Genomic DNA, 20,507 nt, shown 5'->3' on the forward strand with positions numbered 1-20,507 from the left:
ACGGGTTCCCGGATATGCCCGACGATGCATGGCCCACGTGCGGTGGCGCACCGTAAAGCGCTGTGCGGCTCAGAGTTACGAGAATGGGCGGCCACCTCTGCGAGGAGGTGGCCGCCCATTGGCCGGTCCCGGACCGGCCCTTTGGCTCGTCGGTGGGAGGGGCGGGGTCAGCGCTCGTCTTCTCCGGCGCCGGCCGGTACGGCCGTCAGTCGGTCCGTCTCGTCCTGTATCTCAGCGGCGATCTTCTTGAGTTCCGGCTCGAACTTGCGCCCGTGGTGGGCACAGAAGAGCAGCTCACCGCCGCTTGTCAGGACGACTCGCAGGTACGCCTGGGCACCGCAGCGGTCGCAGCGGTCAGCGGCCGTCAGGGGGCTCGCGGGGGTCAGAACAGTAGTCACGTCGCCTCTTCTCTAGCTCGACGAGCTGTCGTACCAGGGTCAACATCCAACCAGGCCGAAAACGTTCCCGCTCGTGCCTTTTCCTTGAAACTTCTTCTCAAGGTGGCTGTCTGCTGCCGGTTGGCGGCGAATGTGCCGTATTGCTTCGCACTACGGTTTCGCTTGCTTGTCTCGGTCGTTCAGTCCTCCCGGCGGGGTTGCCGGTTGTTCATGAGGACGTGCCCGGAGCCTAAATGGTTCATGCCCGGAAGGGAACGTGATGTGCGCGTCACTCCATCGAGGGATCGAACGTGTATGCGACTCTGCACTAGCATGTTGAATCATGAGGGTGGCGTTACATCGGCTCTACCAGGCCTCGGTACCCTCTGACCGGCGACCGATGCCGGGCCCTTACCCCCACAGGGCCAGATTCAAATTCAGCGAGGAGCGAACCGCGTGACCGCCGAAACGTCCGTGCCGTCGAGTGCGCTGCTGACCGCAGACCGTGACGGTTCCAACTACACCGCGCGGCATCTGCTCGTCCTCGAGGGGCTCGAGGCGGTTCGCAAGCGACCGGGTATGTACATCGGATCCACCGACAGCCGTGGCCTCATGCACTGCCTGTGGGAGATCATCGACAACTCGGTGGACGAGGCCCTCGGGGGGTACTGCGACCACATCGAGGTGATCCTCCACGAGGACGGCTCGGTGGAGGTCCGGGACAACGGCCGGGGCATTCCCGTCGACGTGGAGCCCAAGACCGGTCTGTCCGGCGTCGAGGTCGTCATGACCAAGCTGCACGCCGGCGGAAAGTTCGGCGGCGGCTCGTACGCGGCCTCCGGCGGTCTGCACGGCGTGGGCGCCTCCGTCGTCAACGCCCTCTCCGCCCGCCTCGACGTCGAGGTGGACCGCGGCAGTGCGACGCACTCGATCAGCTTCCGCCGCGGTGTGCCCGGCATGTTCACCGAGTCGGGCCCCGACGCGCCCTTCGATCCGGCCAACGGGCTGATCAAGGGCAAGCGGGTGCCCAAGACCCGTACCGGCACGCGCGTCCGCTACTGGGCGGATCGGCAGATCTTCCTCAAGGACGCCAAGCTCTCCCTGGACACGCTCCACCAGCGTGCCCGTCAGACCGCCTTCCTCGTGCCGGGTCTCACCATCGTCGTCCGTGACGAGCGCGACCTGGAGGGCGAGGGCAAGTCGCAGGAGATCTTCCGTTTCGACGGCGGCATCAGCGAGTTCTGCGAGTACCTCGCCCAGGACAAGGGCGTATGTGACGTTCTGCGGCTGACCGGTAACGGTACGTTCAAGGAGACCGTGCCGGTCCTCGACGACCGCGGCCACATGACACCCACTGAGGTCACCCGGGACCTCACCGTCGACATCGCCCTGCGCTGGGGCACCGGTTACGACACCGCGGTCAAGTCGTTCGTCAACATCATCGCCACCCCCAAGGGCGGCACCCACGTCACCGGCTTCGAGCGCTCCGTCACCAAGACGGTCAACGAGGTGCTGCGCTCCGCGAAGCTGCTGCGCGTCGCCGAGGACGACATCGTCAAGGACGACGCACTCGAAGGCATGACCGCCGTCGTGACCGTGCGGCTCGCCGAGCCGCAGTTCGAGGGCCAGACCAAGGAGGTCCTCGGCACCTCCGCGGCCAACCGCATCGTCGCCAATGTCGTGGCCAAGGAGCTCAAGGCGTTCCTGACCTCCACCAAGCGCGATGCGAAGGCGCAGGCCCGCGCGGTCCTGGAGAAGGCCGTCGCCGCCGCGCGTACGCGTATCGCGGCACGCCAGCACAAGGAGGCGCAGCGCCGGAAGACGGCCCTGGAGTCGTCCTCGCTGCCGGCCAAGCTCGCCGACTGCCGCAGCGACGACGTCGAGCGGAGCGAACTCTTCATCGTCGAGGGCGACTCGGCGCTCGGTACGGCCAAGCTCGCCCGGAACTCCGAGTTCCAGGCCCTGCTCCCGATCCGCGGCAAGATCCTCAACGTCCAGAAGTCGTCCGTCTCCGACATGCTCAAGAACACCGAGTGCGGAGCGATCATCCAGGTCATAGGGGCGGGCTCCGGCCGGACCTTCGACATCGACGCAGCCCGGTACGGCAAGATCGTCCTGCTGGTCGACGCCGACGTCGACGGCGCGCACATCCGCTGTCTGCTGCTCACGCTCTTCCAGCGGTACATGCGGCCGATGGTCGAGGCGGGCCGGGTCTTCGCCGCCGTGCCGCCGCTGCACCGGATCGAGCTGATCCAGCCCAAGCGGGGCCAGGACAAGTACGTGTACACCTACTCGGACAACGAACTGCGCTCCACGCTGCTGGAGTTCCAGCGCAAGGGCATCCGCTTCAAGGACTCCATCCAGCGCTACAAGGGCCTCGGCGAGATGGACGCCGACCAGCTCGCGGAGACCACGATGGATCCGCGTCACCGCACGCTGCGCCGGATCAACATCGGCGATCTGGAGTCGGCGGAGCACGTCTTCGACCTGCTGATGGGCAACGAGGTCGCGCCGCGCAAGGAGTTCATCACCAGCTCCGCGGCCACGCTGGACCGCTCACGCATCGACGCCTGACAGCACGTTCAGGGGCGGAGTGACAACGTCCGTCACCTGATGGGGTGAAGAGAAGGAGAGAAGAGTCCGGGATCTCCCCGTTCTGTCCATCCTTGGGCACGCGGCCGAAATGGTTCGCTGACAAGGAGAAGAGCAGAGCGTGGAGAAGCAGCAAGGCCGGGGCGCCGAGGCGGTGCGCATCGACGACCCGTGGTACGACGCGCTGGCCTCCGGCTGGGGTGAACTGGACGGAGCGGGCGGGCCGGCCGTGCCCCAAGCCACCGGAGCCGGGGAGCACCGCCATCGGGCGAGCGACATCTACCTGGAAGTGCACCGCAGTGCGGCCTTCCAGGAGGTGCGCAGCCGCTATCGGCGGTTCGTCGTCCCGGCCACTCTCGCCTTCTTCGCCTGGTACGTGGCGTACGTCGTCGCGGCCACCGCCGCACCGGGGCTGATGGCGAGGCCGGTCGCCGGGGCGGTGAACGTGGCCCTGGTGGCAGGGCTCGGGCAGTTCCTCAGCACCTTCCTGCTGACCTGGGCGTACGCCCGGCACGCCCGGCTGCGCCGGGACCGTGCGGCACTGGATCTGCGGTGGACGGTCTTCGACCGGACACGGGACACGGAACCGGCACGGGGTACGGGCTCGGCCTACGACGCGGAGCCGGCCCACGGCGCGGAGCCGGCCCACGGCGCGGAGCCGGCTCACGGTGCCATGACGGAACGTGACGCAGGGCCGGCACGTGGGACCGAGGCGACGTGGGAGAGCGAGCGTTGACCGGCGACCACCAGACCCTGGCGCTGCTGCTGTTCAGCGCCTTCATCGTGGTGACCCTGGCGATCACCACCTGGGTGAGCCGCAACCGTCGTGGCTCGGCTGAGGAGTTCTACGCGGGCGGGCGGTTGTTCTCGCCCATGGAGAACGGGTTCGCCATCGCCGGCGACTACATGTCGGCCGCCTCCTTCCTCGGGATCTCCGGACTCATCGCGCTCTACGGCTACGACGGAATGCTCTACTCCGTGGGCTTCCTCGTCGCCTGGCTGGTCGTTCTGCTGCTCGTCGCCGAACTCGTGCGCAACTGCGGGCGGTTCACGCTCGCCGATGTCGTCGCCGCCCGGATGAGCGAGCGACCGGTCCGTATCGCGGCGGGAACTTCCTCGGTCACCGTCTCCGTTCTCTATCTGCTGGCGCAGATGGTGGGGGCGGGAAGTCTGGTGGCTCTGCTCCTCGGCGGGACGAGCGAGGCCGCACGCTCATGGACCGTCATCGGTGTCGGCGCCCTGATGGTCGTCTATGTGTCGTTGGGAGGGATGCGGGCCACCACGTGGATCCAGATCGTGAAGGCCGTGCTGCTGATGGCGGGCGCGATCGTGCTCACCGTGCTCGTACTGACGCGCTTCCACGGCGACTTCAACCAGCTGCTCAACACCGCCGCCGAACAGAGCGGTCACGGCAAGGACTTCCTCTCGCCGGGACTGCGGTACGGCGGAGACTGGACCGCGCGCCTGGACTTCATCAGCCTCGGGCTCGCACTCGTGCTCGGCACCGCCGGACTGCCGCACATCCTGTCCCGCTTCTACACCGTCCCGACCGCGCGGGCCGCCCGCCGCTCGGTCGTCTGGTCCATCGCTCTCATCGGCAGCTTCTACCTGATGACGATCGTGCTCGGTTTCGGCGCGGCGGCCATCCTCGGCACGGACGACGTGCGCGCGTCGAACGCCGCGGGGAACACGGCGGTTCCGCTGCTCGCCCTCGATCTCGGCGGAGGCGCGGGCTCCACCGGCGGCACGGTGCTGTTCGCCGTCGTCGCCGCGGTCGCCTTCGCGACGATCCTCGCGGTCGTCGCGGGGATCACGCTCGCGTCCTCGGCGTCGGTCGCGCACGATCTGTACGCGTCCCTGAAGCGCCGCCACGCGAAGCAGCACAGCGAGGTCGCGGTGGCGAGGTTCGCCGCGGCCGGCATCGGCGCGGCCGCGATCGCGCTCGGCCTGCTCGCCCGCGACCTGAATGTGGCCTTCCTGGTGGGTCTCGCCTTCGCGGTCGCCGCCTCGGCCAATCTGCCGGTGCTGCTCTACTCGCTGTTCTGGCGGAACTTCACCACCCGCGGCGCGGTGTGGTCGGTGTACGGCGGACTGATCCCGGCGGTACTGCTGGTGCTGCTCTCACCCGTGGTCTCCGGCACCCCGGAGGCGCTGTTCCCGGGGCTGGACTTCCATCTCTTCCCCCTGCAGAACCCCGGACTGGTCTCCATCCCCCTGGGCTTCCTGGCCGGCTGGATCGGCACCATCACCTCGGCGGACGAGCCGGACGAGGCGAAGCACGCCGAGACGGAGGTACGGGCGCTCACGGGGGCGGGCGCGGTGTGACCGGACCAGAGCCCCGGCCGAGAACGGGCTCCGAGGTCAGGACTGGTTCCGAGGTCATGACTGGTTCCGGCCGCTCGCCGTCCAGGCGTAGCGGTGCTCGGGGCGGCCCGTTTCGCCGTAGCGCAGGGAGAGCCGGACACGGCCCGAGCGTTCCAGGAGCTTGAGATAGCGCTGGGCCGTCTGGCGGCTGACGCCGGCGCTTTCGGCGATCTCCTGGGCCGAGAGAGGGTCATCGGCGGCCAGGAGCACTTTGCGGACGAGCCCTGCGGTGGTGGGGGAGTGGCCCTTGGGGAGGTCCGGGGAGGCCGTGGCGGAGAGGGCGCCGAAGATGCGGTCCACCTCCGCCTGTTCGGCCTCCCCGCCGCCCTCCAGGGTGCGGCGCAGGGCCGCATACGCCTCCAGCTTGGTGCGCAGGCCGGCGAAGGTGAACGGCTTCACCAGATACTGGAGGGCGCCGTGCCGCATGGCCGCCTGGACGGTGGCCACATCACGGGCCGCCGTCACCATGATCACGTCCGTCTGCAGTCCGAGGCGGCGCAGTTCCCGGACGACCGCGAGCCCGTTCTCGTCCGGGAGGTAGTGGTCCAGCAGGATCAGGTCCACGGGCACCTCGGCGATACGGGCGAGCGCCTCGGCGGCCGAGTGGGCAAGGGCCGCGACCCGGAAGCCGGGCACCTTGGCCACGTACGCCGCGTTGATCTTTGCGACCCGGACGTCGTCGTCCACGACCAGGACGTTGATCGGCGCATCGGGCACCGCGGTCATCGTGTCTCTCCCACCGTCGCGAGTCCCGGCTCCAGCCCCGGTTCCGCCAGGGCTTCGGGCAGTACGACGGTGAACTCCGCGCCGCCGCCCAGGTCCGGGCCCGCCCCGGTGACCCGGGCGCTGCCGCCCTGCCGTTCCGCGAAGCGCCGGACCAGGGCCAGCCCGAGCCCTCTCTTGCCGTGAGCCGGCAGTTCCTTGGTGGACCAGCCCTCGGTGAAGATCAGATCGCGCTGCTCCGCAGGCACCCCCGGCCCGCTGTCGGAGACCCGCAGGACGACCGTGCGGCCCTCGCCGAGCAGCTCGATCTCGATGCGCGGGTCCTCGGACCCGGCCGCCGCGTCCAGCGCGTTGTCGACGAGATTGCCGACGACGGTCACCAGCCCGCGCGGGTCCACCAGACGGTCGGGCAGCATCGTCGCGGGCGCGATCCGCAGCGAGACGCCCCGCTCGGCCGCCACCGTCGCCTTGCCGACCAGCAGCGAGGCCAGCAGGGGATCGTGGACCTTCTCGGTGACCTGCTCCGCGGTGGCGCGGTGCACGCCCACGACCTCGGTCACGAACTCCACGGCCTCCTCGTGCATCTCCAGCTCCAGCAGCCCGAGCAGCGTGTGCATACGGTTCGCGTGCTCATGGTCCTGGGCGCGGAGCGCGTCGATCAGACCGCGGGTGGAGTCCAGCTCACGGCCGAGCTGCTCCAGTTCGGTGCGGTCGCGGAGCGTGGCGACCGCGCCTCCGTCGTCCGTCGGCATCCGGTTGGCGATGAGCACCCGATGGCCCCTCACGGTCACCAGGTCCTCGCCGGTGACCCGGCCGGCCAGCACATCCGTCGTGCGGCCCTCACCGAGGACCTCGTCCAGCGGCCGGCCGGTGTCCTCGGGGCCGAGACCGAGGAGACGCTGTGCCTCGTCGTTCATGAGCCGGATACGGCCCGACCGGTCGAGGGCGACCACGCCCTCGCGGATGCCGTGCAGCATCGCCTCCCGCTCGGCGAGCAGCGCCGAGATGTCGGAGAAGGCGAGGTCGTGGGTCTGCCGCTGGAGCCGTCGGGAGATCATGTACGCGGCGAGGGCGCCGACGGCCAGTGCGCCGCCCGCGTAGGCGAGCAGCCCCGGGATCGCGGCGAGCAGCCGGTCGCGGACGCTGTCGTACTCGATGCCGACCGAGACGGCGCCGATGATCCGGCCTTCGTCGTCACGGAGCGGGACCTTGCCGCGGGCGGAGCGGCCGAGCGTACCGCTGTCGATCTCCATCACATGTCCGCCCGCGAGCGGCCGGCTGGGGTCGGTCGAGACGACCTCGCCGATCTCTTCCGGGTCGGTGTGCGACCAGCGCACCCCGCGTGCGTCCATGATCACGACGTACTCGGCGCCGGTGCTGTGCCGGATGCGCTCCGCCTCGCGCTGGACCGGGCCGCGTACGGACGGTTGCGAGGTGAGGAGCCCCTCGGCGACCTTCGGTGACGCCGTGGTCTCGGCGATGGCGAGCGCACGGCGCATCGCCTCGTCGTCCAGCTGGGCGCTGAGCGGCGCCAGGAAGAGACCGGTGGCGAGGACGGTGACACCGGTGGCGATGGCCAGCTGCATCAGCAGGACCTGCGCGAAGACCCGCCGCGGCCAGCCGAACCGCCACCGTCTCGGGGGTGCGCCTGGGGGGCCGGTCGGTGCGGGGCTCATACAGATGCACGGTAAAGGGCCCGGACACCCTTCGGAAAATCCCTCGCTGCTCCCGAGACGCAGGTCACGCACCACCGGGTTTGCGCGATGGGCAAACCGCTTGCCGCTGAGCATGACGAGGGACGCAAGCCGTTTGCATGACTTGCGCTAGTCTTGCGTTCATGACGCGACGACTTGCTCAGGTGGCGAACAAGGTGGGAGTCAGCGAGGCCACGGTCAGCCGGGTCCTCAACGGCAAGCCGGGTGTCTCGGACGCCACCCGCCAGGCCGTGCTGACCGCGCTGGACGTCCTCGGCTACGAGCGGCCCACCCAGCTGCGCGGCGAGCGCGCCCGGCTCGTCGGGCTGGTGCTGCCGGAGCTGCAGAACCCCATCTTCCCCGCGTTCGCCGAGGTCATCGGTGGTGCGCTGGCTCAGCAGGGGCTCACCCCGGTGCTCTGCACCCAGACCAAGGGCGGCGTCTCCGAGGAGGACTACGTCGACCTGCTGCTGCAGCAGCAGGTGTCCGGGGTGGTCTTCGCCGGCGGGCTGTTCGCCCAGGCGGACGCCCCGCACGACCACTACCGCAGGCTCGCCGACCGGAAGATCCCGGTCGTCCTCGTCAACGCGTCCATCGACAACCTCCACTTCCCCTGCATCGCCTGTGACGACGCCGTCGCCGTCGAGCAGGCCTGGCGCCACCTGTCGTCGCTCGGGCACGAGCGGATCGGTCTCGTCCTCGGCCCGCCCGACCATATGCCGTCCCGGCGCAAGCGTGCCGCCGCGCAGGCGGCCGCACGGGCCGCCGGGCGGGAGCTGCCCGAGGAGTTCCTGGAGTGCTCGATGTTCTCCCTGGAGGGCGGTCAGGCCGCGGCCACGCGCCTCATCGACCGTGGGGTCACCGGCATCATCTGCGCGAGCGACCCGCTGGCGCTGGGCGCCGTGCGGGCCACCCGCCGGCGCGGACTCACCGTCCCCGGTGACGTGTCGGTCGTCGGCTACGACGACTCCGCCTTCATGAGCTGCACCGAGCCGCCGCTGACCACCGTCCGCCAGCCCATCGAGGCCATGGGCCGTGCCGCCGTCGAGCTGCTCTGCGCCCAGATCCAGGGCGGCGTCGTACCCCCCGACGAGCTGCTTTTCGAGCCGGAACTGGTGGTACGCGGCTCCACGGCACAGGTGCCTCGCTGATCTGCGTATCCCTGTCGATGTTTTACAAAGCCTGCGCGACATATTGCGGCCATCTGTTGTCGGTGGTTGAGTGAGCGACGCCTCCAGCAGTGCGTCTGCTGAAGGCCTTCCACGCTCATGCCCGAAGGGGACCACCGATGAGAAGTGCCCGGTTCCGTCGTTCGCGTAGCACGTGTCGTACCCGCCGCACCTCCGCGGCCGCCCTCCTGACCGCCCTCGCGCTGACCGCGTCGCTCGCCGCCTGCGGCACGAGCAGCAGCGACAACGGCGGCGGGGACTCGGAGGGAGGCGGCTCCTCCGATCCGTCGGCGCCCCTGGACCCCAAGGCCAAGGTGACGCTGACCATCGACTGCATGCCGCCGCCCGCCAAGGCCGCCGAACTCAAGGAGTGGAACGAGGACGTCAGGACGTTCAACAAGACGTACCCGAACGTCAGGATCGAGGGGAAGTCGACGCCCGGGCAGTGCCTGGAGCCGCCCCGCTTCACCGCGATGCTCAAGGCCAAGTCACAGCCGGACGTGTTCTACACCTACTTCACGGACCTGGAGCAGGTGCTCGACAACGACGGCGCCGCCGACATCTCCGCGTATGTCACCGACAGGACGGTCCCGGCGCTGGGGGACATCGACCCGGACGTCATGAGCTCGCTCACCAAGGAGGGCAAGCTCTACGGCCTCCCGACCAGCAACTACACCATGGGTCTGCTGATCAACCGGAGCCTCTTCGAGCAGGCCGGCCTCGATCCGGACAACCCGCCCCGCACCTGGGCCGAGGTCCGCACCGCCGCCAAGGCCATCGCCGGCCTCGGCAAGGGCGTCGCCGGTTTCGGCGAGTACAGCGCCGGGAACACCGGCGGCTGGCACTTCACCGCCACCACCTACGGCCTCGGCGGTGACATCGTCGACACGAGCGGCGCGAAGGCCGCGTTCAACAACGAGCTGGGCAGGCAGATCGCCCAGAACCTCCACGCGATGCGCTGGGACGACGACAGCATGGGCCAGACCCAGCTGCTCAAGTGGGGTGACCTGCAGAAGCAGATCGCCTCCGACAAGCTCGGCATGTTCCTGGCCGCGCCCGACGACATCACGTACATGGTCCAGCAACTCGGCGCGAAGTACGAGAACTTCGGCATGGGCCCGATCCCCGGTGAGAAGAGCACGCTCTTCGGCGGCAACAACTACATGATCAAGAAGGGGAGTTCTCCGGACAAGATCAAGGCCGCGATCGCCTGGCTGAACTTCAAGAACCTCACCGTCGGCAAGGGCCAGTTCGCGTGGTCACGCACCAAGGCCGACGGCCTGCCCGTCGGACTCCCGCAGCCGAACTTCTGGCTGAACGACAGCAAGACCAAGGACGACGCCCAGCGTGCCCAGCACGCCACCATGCCGGTCGCCAACTTCAAGGCGTTCATGGACAACCCGGTCAAGGGCAAGGCCGAACCGCCCAAGGCCCAGGAGATCTACAAGGTCCTCGACAACGTGATGTCCGGCATCCTGACCAACAAGGACGCCGACATCGACAAGCTGCTCTCCACCGCCGAGCAGCAGGTGAACCAGATCCTGGCGAACCAGTAGCCCATGTCGGCCCCCACCCTCTCCACGAGCGAGCAGCCGGAGGCGCGCATCCGCCGTGCCTCCGGCTCCCGCCCGCGTGCGACGTCCCGTGAGGCGTTCCTGCGAGCCCTGCGCCACCACCTCTCCGCGCACTCCTTCCTGATCGGCGCCGTCCTCTGCTTCTCCTTCTTCTCCTGGTACCCGATGGTCAGGGAGTTCCTGCTGGCCTTCCAGAAGACCGAGGACGGACGCACCACCTGGGCCGGCTGGGACAATCTCCGGACGGTCTTCGCCGACCCCGCCTTCTGGCAGGCGTGGCGGGGCACTCTCCTCTTCACCGGCCTCGCCCTCGTCCTCGGCTTCGCCGTCCCGTTCGTCGTCGCGCTCGTCATCAACGAGTTCCGGCACGCCCAGGCGTATCTGCGGCTGCTGGTCTATCTGCCGGTGATGCTGCCGCCGGTCGCGTCCGTCCTGCTCTTCAAGTACCTCTACGACCCCGGGTACGGCCTGTTCAACAGCATCCTCGACACCCTCCACCTGCCGCAGCAGCAGTGGCTCCAGGACCCGGACACCGCGATGCTCTCCGTCGTCATCGCCGCCACCTGGATGAACATGGGCGGTGCGACGCTCATCTACCTGGCCGCCCTCCAGGCCGTCCCGGGCGAGCTCTACGAAGCGGCCGAACTGGACGGTGCGGGACTGCTGCGCAAGATCTGGCACGTCACCGTCCCGCAGACGCGGCTCATCCTCTCGCTGATGCTGCTGATGCAGATCATCGCGACCATGCAGGTCTTCACGGAGCCGTTCCTGCTGACGAACGGCGCGGGCCCCGAGGGGTCCACGACGACCGTCGTCTATCTCATCTACCAGTACGCCTTCAACTTCAACGACTACGGGGCCGCGGCGGCGCTCGGCCTGGTGCTGCTCGTCCTGCTCGCCGGCTTCTCGGCGGCCTACGTACGGCTGAGCCGCACCGCCGACGACGCATGAACGGGGGAGCGCGACGCACATGACCACCCGGACGCTCATCTCACCCGCACAACTGGGCCGGCCGCACGCGCGGTACGTCTACTGGACCGTCCTCGCGCTGGTCCTCGTCCTCTTCACGGTCGTCTTCCTCGGGCCGCTGTACTGGATGGTCACCGGCGGGCTGAAGTCCACCCAGGAGGTGGTGCAGTCGCCGCCGACCCTGGTCCCCGGCTCGCTGCACCCGGAGACGTACAGCAGGGCATGGGAGGTGATGGACCTGGCCAGGCTGCTGTTCAACACGCTGTACTACGCCTTCGGGGCACTCGCGTTCCAGCTCGTGCTCGATGTCGCGGCCGCGTACTCGCTCTCCAGGCTCCGGCCCGTGTTCGGCAGGGCGATCCTCGGGATGATGCTCGCCACCCTGATGATCCCGGCGACCGTCCTCGTCGTCCCGCAGTACCTGACCGTGCTGGACGTGCCGATCGTGGAGCGGAACCTGCTGAACTCCCCCTGGGCGATCTGGCTTCCGTCCGTGACCAACGCCTTCAACATCTTCCTGCTCAAACGGTTCTTCGACTCGATCCCGCGAGAGCTGCTCGACGCCGCTTCCATCGACGGGGCATCGCGGGTGCGCACCCTGTGGTCCGTGGTGCTGCCCATCTCCCGGCCCGTCCTCGGCGTCGTCTCCATCTTCGCGGTCGTCGGCGTCTGGAAGGACTTCCTCTGGCCGATGCTCACCCTCCCCGACCCGACGAAGCAGACCCTCAACGTCGGGATCTACTCCCTCGCCAGCGGAGTACCGGAGAACGTCCTCATCGCGGCCCTCACCATCGCGTCCGTGCCCACGCTGCTGATCTTCCTGGTCTTCCAGCGGAACATCATGAGCGGACTGACGGCAGGCGGACTCAAGGGCTGACGCCCCTCGCACCCCGAAAGGATCAACGTGTCCGCATCGGAACCGGACTGGTGGCGCTCCGCCGCCATCTACCAGGTGTACGTACGCAGCTTCGCCGACGGAGACGGGGACGGCACGGGTGACCTCTCCGGAGTCCGGACCAGACTGCCCTACCTCGCCGAACTGGGCGTCGACGCGCTCTGGTTCACCCCCTGGTACGTGTCCCCGCTCGCGGACGGCGGGTACGACGTCGCCGACTACCGCGCCATCGACCCGGCCTTCGGCACCCTCAGTGAGGCCGAGAAGCTCATCGCCGAAGCCCGGCAGCTGGGCATCCGCACGATCGTCGACATCGTCCCCAACCACGTCTCGGACCAGCACGTGTGGTTCCGGGCGGCCCTGGCGGCCCGTCCAGGCGGTCCCGAGCGCGCGCTGTTCCACTTCCGCCGCGGGCGGGGCACGGACGGCGAACGTCCGCCCAACGACTGGGAGTCGGAGTTCGGCGGCCCGGCCTGGACCCGGGTGCCCGACGGCGAGTGGTACCTGCATCTCTTCGCTCCCGAGCAGCCCGACCTGAACTGGGCGCATCCGGCGGTGCGGCGTGAGCACGAGGAGATCCTGCGCTTCTGGTTCGAGCGCGGCGTCGCGGGCGTACGGATCGACTCGGCGGCGCTGCTCGCCAAGGACGCGTACATGCCCGACTTCGCCCCGGGCCGCGACCCGCACCCCTACGTCGACCGGGACGAGCTGCACGACATCTACCGCTCGTGGCGCGCGGTGGCCGACGAGTACGACGGCATCTTCGTCGGGGAGGTCTGGCTGCCGGACTCCGAGCGCTTTGCCCGCTATCTGCGGCCCGACGAGCTGCACACCGCGTTCAACCTGAGCTTCCTGGCCTGCCCCTGGGACGCGGAGCGGCTGCGCCGCACCATCGACGAGACCCTCGCCGAGCACGCGCCCGTCGGAGCCCCGGCCACCTGGGTGCTGTGCAACCACGACGTGACGCGCACGGTCACGCGCTACGGACGCGAGGACACCGGCTTCGACTTCGCGACCAAGGCCTTCGGCACCCCGACGGACCTCGGCCTCGGCACCCGGCGGGCGCGCGCCGCCGCGCTGCTGTCGCTGGCGCTGCCCGGGTCCGTCTACGTGTACCAGGGCGAGGAGCTCGGCCTCCCGGAGGCGGAGATCCCGAGGGACCGCATCCAGGACCCGATGCACTTCCGCTCCGGCGGCACGGACCCCGGCCGCGACGGCTGCCGGGTGCCGCTGCCGTGGACCGGCGCGCCCCCGGCCGCCGAGCCGTGGCTGCCGCCGCCGGCGGACTGGGACGCGTACGCCGCCGACCGCCAGGCCGCGGACCCGGACTCGATGCTCACGTTCTACCGGCGCGCCCTGCGGCTGCGCCGCACCGAACCGGGCTTCGGCGACGGCCCGTTGACATGGCTGCCCCACCCGTCCGGAGTGCTGGCCTTCGCCCGGCAGGACGGGCTGGTGTGCGTGGTGAACCTGGGCGCGGACCAGGTCGCCCTGCCGGCGCACGACTCCGTTCTGCTGACGAGCGGTCCGTTGGAGGGGGGAGGGCTTCCCCGGGACACCGCCGCGTGGCTACGGGCCTGAGACGGCGCCGGGCGGCGCGGGGCCGATGCCCGGGGCCGGGGGCCGCTACGGGTGCTGCGGCGGGCCGGCGGGAGGGCGGTCGCTACGGCGGTCGGCCCGTCGCCCGTCGGCGTGACGGCCTGACGGCCCTGGCCCGTGCGTCCTGCCCGTCCGTCGGTCCGGTAGCCGTCGCCTGACGGGCCGGTAGCCCGTCGGCCTGACGGCTCATCGGTGCGGCCGGGCCCCGGCGTCCCGCCCGCTCAGGGCAGGGGCCTCGGGGGCCGTGGTCCGGTGTACTGGCCGCTGGGACGCATGCGCAGGGGACGCTCCTCGTACTCCTCCAGTGCGTGGGCGATCCAGCCCGCCGTGCGTGCCACGGCGAAGACGGTCTCGCCCGCCTCGGCGGGCATGCCGGACGACACCGACAGGACCGCGAGCGCCAGGTCCACATTGGCGTGCAGTTCCATCTGGCGGGCGGTCGTCGCCTCGACCTCGCGGGCGGCGGCCAGCGCGGGACGGGCCGCGGGGAGCGTGGCGAGCACGTCGAACAGGGCCTCGGCGCGCGGGTCCTGGGCCGGGTAGAGCCGGTGGCCGAGGCCCGGCACCCGGCGGCCCGCGCGCAGATGATCGGCGACGACGGGGGCCGCGCTCCCGCGCTCCAGGACCTCGGCGAGCATCCGGTGGGCCAGCCCGCTGGCGGCACCGTGCAGCGGGCCGTCGAGCGCGCCGAGCCCCGCCGACACGACGGCGTACGGATGGGCGCGGGCCGAGGCCGCGACCCGCACCGCGAGGGTCGAGGCGGCGAGGTCGTGGTCGATCAGCAGCGAGAGGGCCATGTCGAGGGCGTGCAGCGCTGTCTCGTCGGGCCGTTCTGCGGTGAGCCGTGCCCACAGGCGCCAGGCGAGGCGGCCCTCGCCGCGATGCTCCCGGCCGGCCACGGGCAACGCGTCGACGAGGGTGGGGATCAGCGAGCGGGCGCAGCCGAGCACCGCTTCCCGGCCGAGGTCGAAACGCAGCGGATCCGCGGCCGCCGCGGCGATCGCGGCAACGCGGAGCCGGTCGGTCGAGCCGCTGTGCCCGGGCAGCGCCGCCACCGCACTCCGGGCGGCGGCGAGCGGCTCGGGCGGTGCGGTGAACCGGACGCCCGCCCGCAGGGTGCCGGTCCAGAGCCAGTCGGCGATCTCCTCGTAGTGGTACCGACGGGCCAGCTCGGTCGCGTCCACCCCGCGGTAGTAGTACCGGTCCTTGTCGATCAGCGTGATGCCGGTACGGATGCGCTGGGTGACATCGCCGCCCGCGGCGGGCTCACGGCGCCCCCTGCGGACGAGCGCGTCGACCTCCTTGGCGTCGAACGTGCTGCCGCGCCCGCCGGGGTCGCGGCGACTGGTGAGCTGCCCGCGGCTGACGTACGCGTACACCGTCTCGGGCTTCACACCGAGCCGTTCGGCCGCCTCGCGGGTGGTGAGCCGCTCCCGGTCCGCCGGTTGATCCGTCATGAGGACACCGTACATGTATTGATTCAATCAATATTGACAGTGATCTAGTCAAGCATGGACAGTCGAATCAATCCGAGGGAGGACCACACCATGCACAGCACCAACGGGGCCGCCGCACCTCTCGACGTACCGCGCGGACTCGCGGGCGTCGTCGTCACCGACACCGCGCTCGGGGACGTACGGGGACGCGAGGGCTTCTACCACTACCGCCAGTACTCGGCCGTGGAACTCGCGGAGAGCAGCGGATTCGAGGACGTCTGGCACCTGATGTTCCACGGCCGGCTGCCGGACCCGGAAGCGCGCGCCGACTTCCTGGCGCGGACCGTGTCACTGCGCCGGCTGCCCGATGACGTACGCGCGGCCCTGCCGGCGATCGCCCGCGCCGGCGGGCCCTCCGGCCCGCTCGCCGGACTGCGCACCGCGCTCTCGCTCCTGGGGGCGTCCGCCGGTCTGCGGCCCGTATATGACCTCGATGCCGAGCACCGGCGCACGGACGCGCTCGCGGCCTGTGCCGCCGTGCCGACGCTGCTCACCGCGCTGTACCGGCTCGGCCAGGGCCTGGAGCCCGTCGAACCGCGCGAGGACCTGTCGTACGCCGCCAACTACCTTTACATGCTGACCGGTTCGCAGCCGGACCCCGCCCGTGCGAGGGCGGTCGAGCAATACCTCGTCTCGACCGTCGACCACGGTTTCAACGCCTCCACCTTCACCGCCCGGGTGATCGCCTCCACCGGCGCCGATGTCGCGGCCTGCCTGGTAGGCGCGATCGGCGCGCTGTCCGGACCGCTGCACGGCGGAGCCCCGAGCCGGGCCCTGGACACGCTCGATGCGATCGGCACGCCGGACCGTATCGACCCGTGGATCAGGCAACGGGTCCTCGCGGGCGAACGCATCATGGGCTTCGGCCACCCCGTCTACCGCACCGAGGACCCGCGCTCACGCATGCTGCGTTCCCTCGCCGAGAGCTTCGGCGGCCCGCTCGTGGACCTCGCGGTCGAGGTGGAGACGCGCGTCGAGGCGATCCTCGCGGAGCTCAAGCCGGGCCGGGAGCTGCACACCAACGTGGAGTTCTACGCCGGCGTCGTCATGGAGCTGTGCGGGCTGCCGCGCGAGATGTTCACCCCGACGTTCTGCGCGGCCCGGGTCGTCGGCTGGAGCGCCAACATCCTGGAGCAGGCCGAAGACTCCAAGATCATCCGACCGGCCGCCCGGTACGTGGGACCGCCCCCGCCGCAGCCGCTCCCGATGGCCTCCTGACCCGCCCTATCCTGGAGGTCCGACGCCTACCCCCAGCACCGCAGGAGCCGTCTTGAGCAGTCCGCAGATCCCCGTCATCGTCCTCGCGGGCTTTCTGGGATCCGGCAAGACGACCTTGCTCAACCATCTGCTGCGCGCGAGCCGCGGGACCAGGATCGGCGCGATCGTCAATGACTTCGGGTCCATCGAGATCGACGCCATGACCGTGGCCGGCCAGCTCGGCGACTCCACGGTGTCCCTCGGCAACGGCTGTCTGTGCTGTGCCGTCGACGCGAGCGAGCTGGACGTCTTCCTGGACAAGCTCACCCGGCCCGCCGCCCGCCTCGATGTGATCGTCATCGAGGCGAGCGGTCTCGCCGAGCCGCAGGAACTCGTCCGGATGCTCCTGGCCAGCGAGAACGAGCGGATCGTGTACGGCGGGCTCGTCGAGGTCGTCGACGCGGCCGAGTTCGACGCGACACGGGAACGGCACCCCGAGATCGAGCGGCACCTCGGCATCGCCGATCTGATCGTGCTCAACAAGACGGACCGCGTCGGCGATCCGGCGCGGGAGCGGCTCAGGGAGCGGATCACGGGCCTCGCCGACGGCGCCGCCGTGATCCCGGCGGCGTACGGGCGTATCGATCCCGAGGTGCTCTTCGAATGCCGTCCGCGCGGCGAGCGCGTGGGCCAGCTGTCCTTCGAGGACCTCCACGAGGAGGACGGCGAGGACTGCGAGGCCGGCGAGGACTGCGGAAGCGGTGACGACTGCGGGGGCGGTCACCACGATCATCTGCACGCCGCCTACGAGACCGTCTCGTTCACGGCCGCCGAGCCCCTCCACCCGCGCAGGCTGCTCGACTTCCTCGACTCACGGCCCGAAGGGCTCTACCGGATCAAGGGGTTCGCCGACTTCGGGGACGCCGACCCCGTCCATCGCTATGCGGTGCACGCCGTCGGCCGGTTCCTGCGCTTCTACCCGGAACCGTGGCCGGCGGACAGCACCGAGCGGCAGTCCCAACTCGTGCTGATCGGCTCGGGCACCGACTCCGGAGCCCTGCTGAAGCAACTGGACGCCGCAAGGGTCACCGGCCCGCAGGACGCCCCGGAAGAGCACAGCATGTGGGGCATCCTGCGGTTCGTACCCGAGCGGCCGGACGCCCCGACGGAGCAGCCCTGGGAGTGAACCCGGGCCGCCCCGCGGCGTCACGGCACTCGCCGTCCCTACGACGCCGGGCCCGCCAGCGCCGCGACCGGCTTCGTCAGCGGCGCGCCGGAACCGTCCCGTCGGGGATCGATCTCCGGCAGCTCGGTCGGTGAGCCGTTCTTCTGCGCCGCACGCGCCGGAGCCGCACCGGCCCAGGCCAGCACCAGCACGTCCTCGCCCTTGAGGAACCGCTGGCAGCGCACGCCGCCGGTCGCCCGGCCCTTGCGCGGGTACTGGTCGAACGGCGTCAGCTTCGCCGTCGTCACCGAGTCGTCGAGGGCACCGGTCGAGCCCGCGGCCGTGAAGACCACCGCGTCCGCCGCCGGGTCCACCGCCGAGAACGCGACCACCTCGACGCCCTCCGCGAGCTTGATGCCCGCCATGCCGCCGGCCGCCCGGCCCTGCGGCCTGACCTGGGAGGCCTGGAAGCGCAGCAGCTGGGCGTCGGAGGAGATGAAGACCAGGTCCTCCTCGCCCGTGCGCAGCTCGGCGCCGCCGACGATCCTGTCGCCCTCGCGGAGCGCGATGACCTCCAGCTCCTCCTTGTTGGCCGGATAGTCCGGCACGACCCGCTTGACCACGCCCTGGAGCGTGCCGAGCGCGAGCCCGGGGGAGGCCTCGTCGAGCGTGGTGAGACAGACGACCGTCTCCTCGCCCTCCAGCGACAGGAACTCGGAGACCTGCGCCCCGCCCGACAGACTCGGCGCGTGGGCACTCTCCGGAAGCTGCGGAAGGTCGATCACCGCCAGCCGCAGCAGCCGGCCGGCCGAGGTGACCACACCCACGTCGCCACGCGCCGTCGCCGGCACGGCGGACACGATCACATCGTGCTTGGCGCGCCGGTCGCCGTCGTCCGGCAGCGGCTCACCGGTGACCGTACGGGCCAGCAGCCCCGTGGAGGACAGCAGCACCCGGCACGGGTCGTCCGCCACCTGCAGGGACGCGGCGGGTGCCGGGGTGCCCGCGGACTCCAGCAGGACCGTGCGCCGCTCGGTGCCGAACTTCTTGGCCACCGCGGCCAGTTCGGCGGAGACGAGCTTGCGCAGCTCCGTGTCGGACTCCAGGATCCGGGTCAGCTCCGCGATCTCGGCGGTCAGCCTGTCCCGCTCGCTCTCCAGCTCGATCCGGTCGAACTTGGTGAGCCGGCGCAGCGGGGTGTCCAGGATGTACTGCGTCTGGACCTCGCTGAGCGAGAAGTGCGCGATGAGGCGCTCCTTGGCCTGCGCCGAATTCTCGCTGGAGCGGATGAGGCGGATGACCTCGTCGATGTCGAGCAGCGCGACGAGCAGGCCCTCGACCAGATGCAGCCGGTCGCGCTTCTTCCCGCGCCGGAACTCGCTGCGGCGCCGCACGACCTCGAAGCGGTGGTCGAGATAGACCTCCAGCAGCTCCTTGAGGCCCAGCGTCAGGGGCTGGCCGTCGACCAGCGCCACGTTGTTGATGCCGAAGGACTCCTCCATCGGCGTCAGCTTGTAGAGCTGCTCCAGCACGGCCTCGGGGATGAAGCCGTTCTTGATCTCGATGACCAGGCGCAGACCGTGCGCACGGTCGGTGAGGTCCTTGACGTCGGCGATGCCCTGGAGCTTCTTCTGGCCGACCAGGTCCTTGATCTTCGCGATCACCTTCTCCGGGCCGACGGTGAAGGGCAGTTCGGTGACGACGAGGCCCTTGCGGCGGGCCGTCACGTCCTCCACCGTCACCGTCGCGCGGATCTTGAACGTGCCGCGGCCGGTCTCGTAGGCGTCCTTGATCCCGGCGAGGCCGACGATCCGGCCGCCGGTCGGCAGATCGGGACCGGGAACGAAGCGCATCAGCGTCTCGAGATCGGCACCCGGGTGCTTGATCAGATGGCGGGCTGCGGCGACGACCTCGCCCAGGTTGTGCGGCGGCATGTTGGTCGCCATGCCGACGGCGATCCCCGAGGCGCCGTTGACGAGCAGATTCGGGAAGGCCGCGGGCAGCGCGACGGGCTCCCGCTCCTGACCGTCGTAGTTCGGCGAGAAGTCGACCGTGTCCTCGTCGATGGACTCGGTCATCAGGCTCGTCGCGTCGGCCATCCGGCACTCGGTGTAACGCATCGCGGCCGGAGGGTCGTCATTGCCGAGCGAACCGAAGTTGCCATGGCCGTCGACCAGCGGCAGCCGCATGGAGAAGGGCTGGGCCATGCGCACCAGCGCGTCGTAGATCGACGCGTCGCCGTGCGGGTGGAGCTTGCCCATGACCTCGCCGACGACCCGGGCGCACTTCACATAGCCGCGGTCGGGGCGCAGCCCCATCTCGTTCATCTGGTACACGATCCGGCGGTGCACCGGCTTCATGCCGTCCCGGGCGTCCGGCAGGGCCCGGGAGTAGATCACCGAGTACGCGTACTCGAGGAAGGAGCCCTGCATTTCGTCCACGACGTCGATGTCGAGGATCTTCTCCTCGAAGTCGTCGGGCGGCGGCGTCTTCGTGCTGCGGCGGGCCATCGCTGCTGCGGCTCCTTCACCAACATGAACCATGAACGGGATCTGACGCCGACCATTGTGGACCGTCCCACTGACAAGACCGACCGCGACCCGGAACAGCGGGTGGAACCGCCGGGAACCTCGCCGGGTCCCCGCACGCTTTGCATACAGTGGCAGGACATCCTGCAACGCGATCGAAGGGAC

At 70.1% G+C, this 20,507-nt stretch carries 15 protein-coding genes; 10 read left to right on the forward strand and 5 right to left on the reverse strand.

Annotated features, from left to right (window positions below; all coding sequences use genetic code 11):
• Positions 1-167: 167 nt before the first annotated feature.
• A complete protein-coding gene (locus tag OG766_RS26665) occupies positions 168-398 on the reverse strand; it encodes a DUF7455 domain-containing protein (RefSeq protein ID WP_266388359.1) in 231 nt (76 codons plus the stop codon).
• Positions 399-833: 435 nt separating this feature from the next.
• On the opposite strand from OG766_RS26665, the gene OG766_RS26670 reads away from it, so the two are divergent.
• The 3 genes from OG766_RS26670 to OG766_RS26680 all read left to right on the forward strand — a co-directional run bounded on the left by OG766_RS26670 (position 834) and on the right by OG766_RS26680 (position 5,294).
• Positions 834-2,951, forward strand: a complete 2,118-nt coding sequence (locus tag OG766_RS26670; RefSeq protein WP_266388356.1) for a DNA gyrase/topoisomerase IV subunit B — start codon at positions 834-836, stop codon at positions 2,949-2,951.
• A gap of 139 nt (positions 2,952-3,090) precedes the next feature.
• On the forward strand, positions 3,091-3,705 hold the full coding sequence (locus OG766_RS26675; protein ID WP_328726348.1) for a DUF485 domain-containing protein: 615 nt from the start codon (positions 3,091-3,093) through the stop codon (positions 3,703-3,705).
• Positions 3,702-5,294, forward strand: coding sequence for a solute symporter family protein (locus OG766_RS26680; protein WP_328726349.1), 1,593 nt, complete (start codon positions 3,702-3,704; stop codon positions 5,292-5,294). Before OG766_RS26675 ends, OG766_RS26680 begins: the two co-directional genes overlap by 4 nt.
• Before the next feature lie 54 nt (positions 5,295-5,348).
• On the opposite strand, the gene OG766_RS26685 is transcribed toward OG766_RS26680, so the two are convergent.
• Entirely contained in the window at positions 5,349-6,059 is a 711-nt protein-coding gene (locus tag OG766_RS26685) for a DUF7342 family protein (protein ID WP_266388350.1), read from the reverse strand.
• The gene (locus OG766_RS26690) at positions 6,056-7,732 is read right to left on the reverse strand and encodes a sensor histidine kinase (RefSeq protein WP_266388349.1); all 1,677 of its coding nucleotides are present in this window, start codon (positions 7,730-7,732) and stop codon (positions 6,056-6,058) included. Before OG766_RS26690 ends, OG766_RS26685 begins: the two co-directional genes overlap by 4 nt.
• A gap of 161 nt (positions 7,733-7,893) precedes the next feature.
• Here OG766_RS26690 and OG766_RS26695 point away from each other — a divergent pair, with 161 nt between their 5' ends.
• The 5 genes from OG766_RS26695 (at position 7,894) to OG766_RS26715 (ending at position 13,938) form a co-directional block, all read left to right on the forward strand.
• The gene (locus OG766_RS26695) at positions 7,894-8,901 is read left to right on the forward strand and encodes a LacI family DNA-binding transcriptional regulator (RefSeq protein WP_328726350.1); all 1,008 of its coding nucleotides are present in this window, start codon (positions 7,894-7,896) and stop codon (positions 8,899-8,901) included.
• Positions 8,902-9,038: 137 nt separating this feature from the next.
• On the forward strand, positions 9,039-10,475 hold the full coding sequence (locus OG766_RS26700) for an extracellular solute-binding protein (protein ID WP_328726351.1): 1,437 nt from the start codon (positions 9,039-9,041) through the stop codon (positions 10,473-10,475).
• A 3-nt stretch (positions 10,476-10,478) separates the two neighbouring features.
• Positions 10,479-11,444: a carbohydrate ABC transporter permease gene (locus tag OG766_RS26705; protein WP_266388341.1), complete on the forward strand. Its 966-nt coding sequence runs from the start codon at positions 10,479-10,481 to the stop codon at positions 11,442-11,444.
• Positions 11,445-11,463: 19 nt separating this feature from the next.
• Entirely contained in the window at positions 11,464-12,339 is an 876-nt protein-coding gene (locus tag OG766_RS26710; protein WP_266388339.1) for a carbohydrate ABC transporter permease, read from the forward strand.
• Positions 12,340-12,366: 27 nt separating this feature from the next.
• Complete coding sequence (locus OG766_RS26715; RefSeq protein WP_328726352.1) at positions 12,367-13,938, forward strand: glycoside hydrolase family 13 protein; 1,572 nt, start codon at positions 12,367-12,369, stop codon at positions 13,936-13,938.
• 239 nt (positions 13,939-14,177) lie between these two features.
• On the opposite strand, the gene OG766_RS26720 is transcribed toward OG766_RS26715, so the two are convergent.
• The gene (locus tag OG766_RS26720; protein WP_266388333.1) at positions 14,178-15,413 is read right to left on the reverse strand and encodes a citrate synthase; all 1,236 of its coding nucleotides are present in this window, start codon (positions 15,411-15,413) and stop codon (positions 14,178-14,180) included.
• A 90-nt stretch (positions 15,414-15,503) separates the two neighbouring features.
• On the opposite strand from OG766_RS26720, the gene OG766_RS26725 reads away from it, so the two are divergent.
• Entirely contained in the window at positions 15,504-16,670 is a 1,167-nt protein-coding gene (locus tag OG766_RS26725) for a citrate synthase/methylcitrate synthase (protein WP_266388330.1), read from the forward strand.
• Positions 16,671-16,722: 52 nt separating this feature from the next.
• The gene (locus OG766_RS26730; protein WP_266388328.1) at positions 16,723-17,835 is read left to right on the forward strand and encodes a CobW family GTP-binding protein; all 1,113 of its coding nucleotides are present in this window, start codon (positions 16,723-16,725) and stop codon (positions 17,833-17,835) included.
• A gap of 38 nt (positions 17,836-17,873) precedes the next feature.
• Here OG766_RS26730 and OG766_RS26735 read toward each other — a convergent pair whose 3' ends face one another.
• Positions 17,874-20,324 carry a DNA gyrase/topoisomerase IV subunit A gene (locus tag OG766_RS26735; RefSeq protein ID WP_266388326.1) on the reverse strand — a complete coding sequence of 817 codons (2,451 nt, stop codon included), beginning with the start codon at positions 20,322-20,324 and terminating at the stop codon, positions 17,874-17,876.
• Positions 20,325-20,507 lie beyond the last annotated feature (183 nt).

Origin of the sequence: Streptomyces sp. NBC_00259 (genome assembly GCF_036181745.1) — a bacterium.
Classification (GTDB): Bacteria; Actinomycetota; Actinomycetes; order Streptomycetales; family Streptomycetaceae; genus Streptomyces; species Streptomyces pratisoli.

Excerpts from the sequence above, each read along its gene's own strand:
- OG766_RS26685 (WP_266388350.1), bottom strand. The coding sequence starts at position 6,059 with ATGACCGCGGTGCCCGATGCGCCGATCAACGTCCTGGTCGTGGACGAC.
- OG766_RS26690 (WP_266388349.1), bottom strand. The coding sequence starts at position 7,732 with ATGAGCCCCGCACCGACCGGCCCCCCAGGCGCACCCCCGAGACGGTGG.
- OG766_RS26695 (WP_328726350.1), top strand. The coding sequence starts at position 7,894 with ATGACGCGACGACTTGCTCAGGTGGCGAACAAGGTGGGAGTCAGCGAG.
- OG766_RS26700 (WP_328726351.1), top strand. The coding sequence starts at position 9,039 with ATGAGAAGTGCCCGGTTCCGTCGTTCGCGTAGCACGTGTCGTACCCGC.
- OG766_RS26705 (WP_266388341.1), top strand. The coding sequence starts at position 10,479 with ATGTCGGCCCCCACCCTCTCCACGAGCGAGCAGCCGGAGGCGCGCATC.
- OG766_RS26710 (WP_266388339.1), top strand. The coding sequence starts at position 11,464 with ATGACCACCCGGACGCTCATCTCACCCGCACAACTGGGCCGGCCGCAC.
- OG766_RS26720 (WP_266388333.1), bottom strand. The coding sequence starts at position 15,413 with ATGACGGATCAACCGGCGGACCGGGAGCGGCTCACCACCCGCGAGGCG.
- OG766_RS26725 (WP_266388330.1), top strand. The coding sequence starts at position 15,504 with ATGCACAGCACCAACGGGGCCGCCGCACCTCTCGACGTACCGCGCGGA.
- OG766_RS26735 (WP_266388326.1), bottom strand. The coding sequence starts at position 20,324 with ATGGCCCGCCGCAGCACGAAGACGCCGCCGCCCGACGACTTCGAGGAG.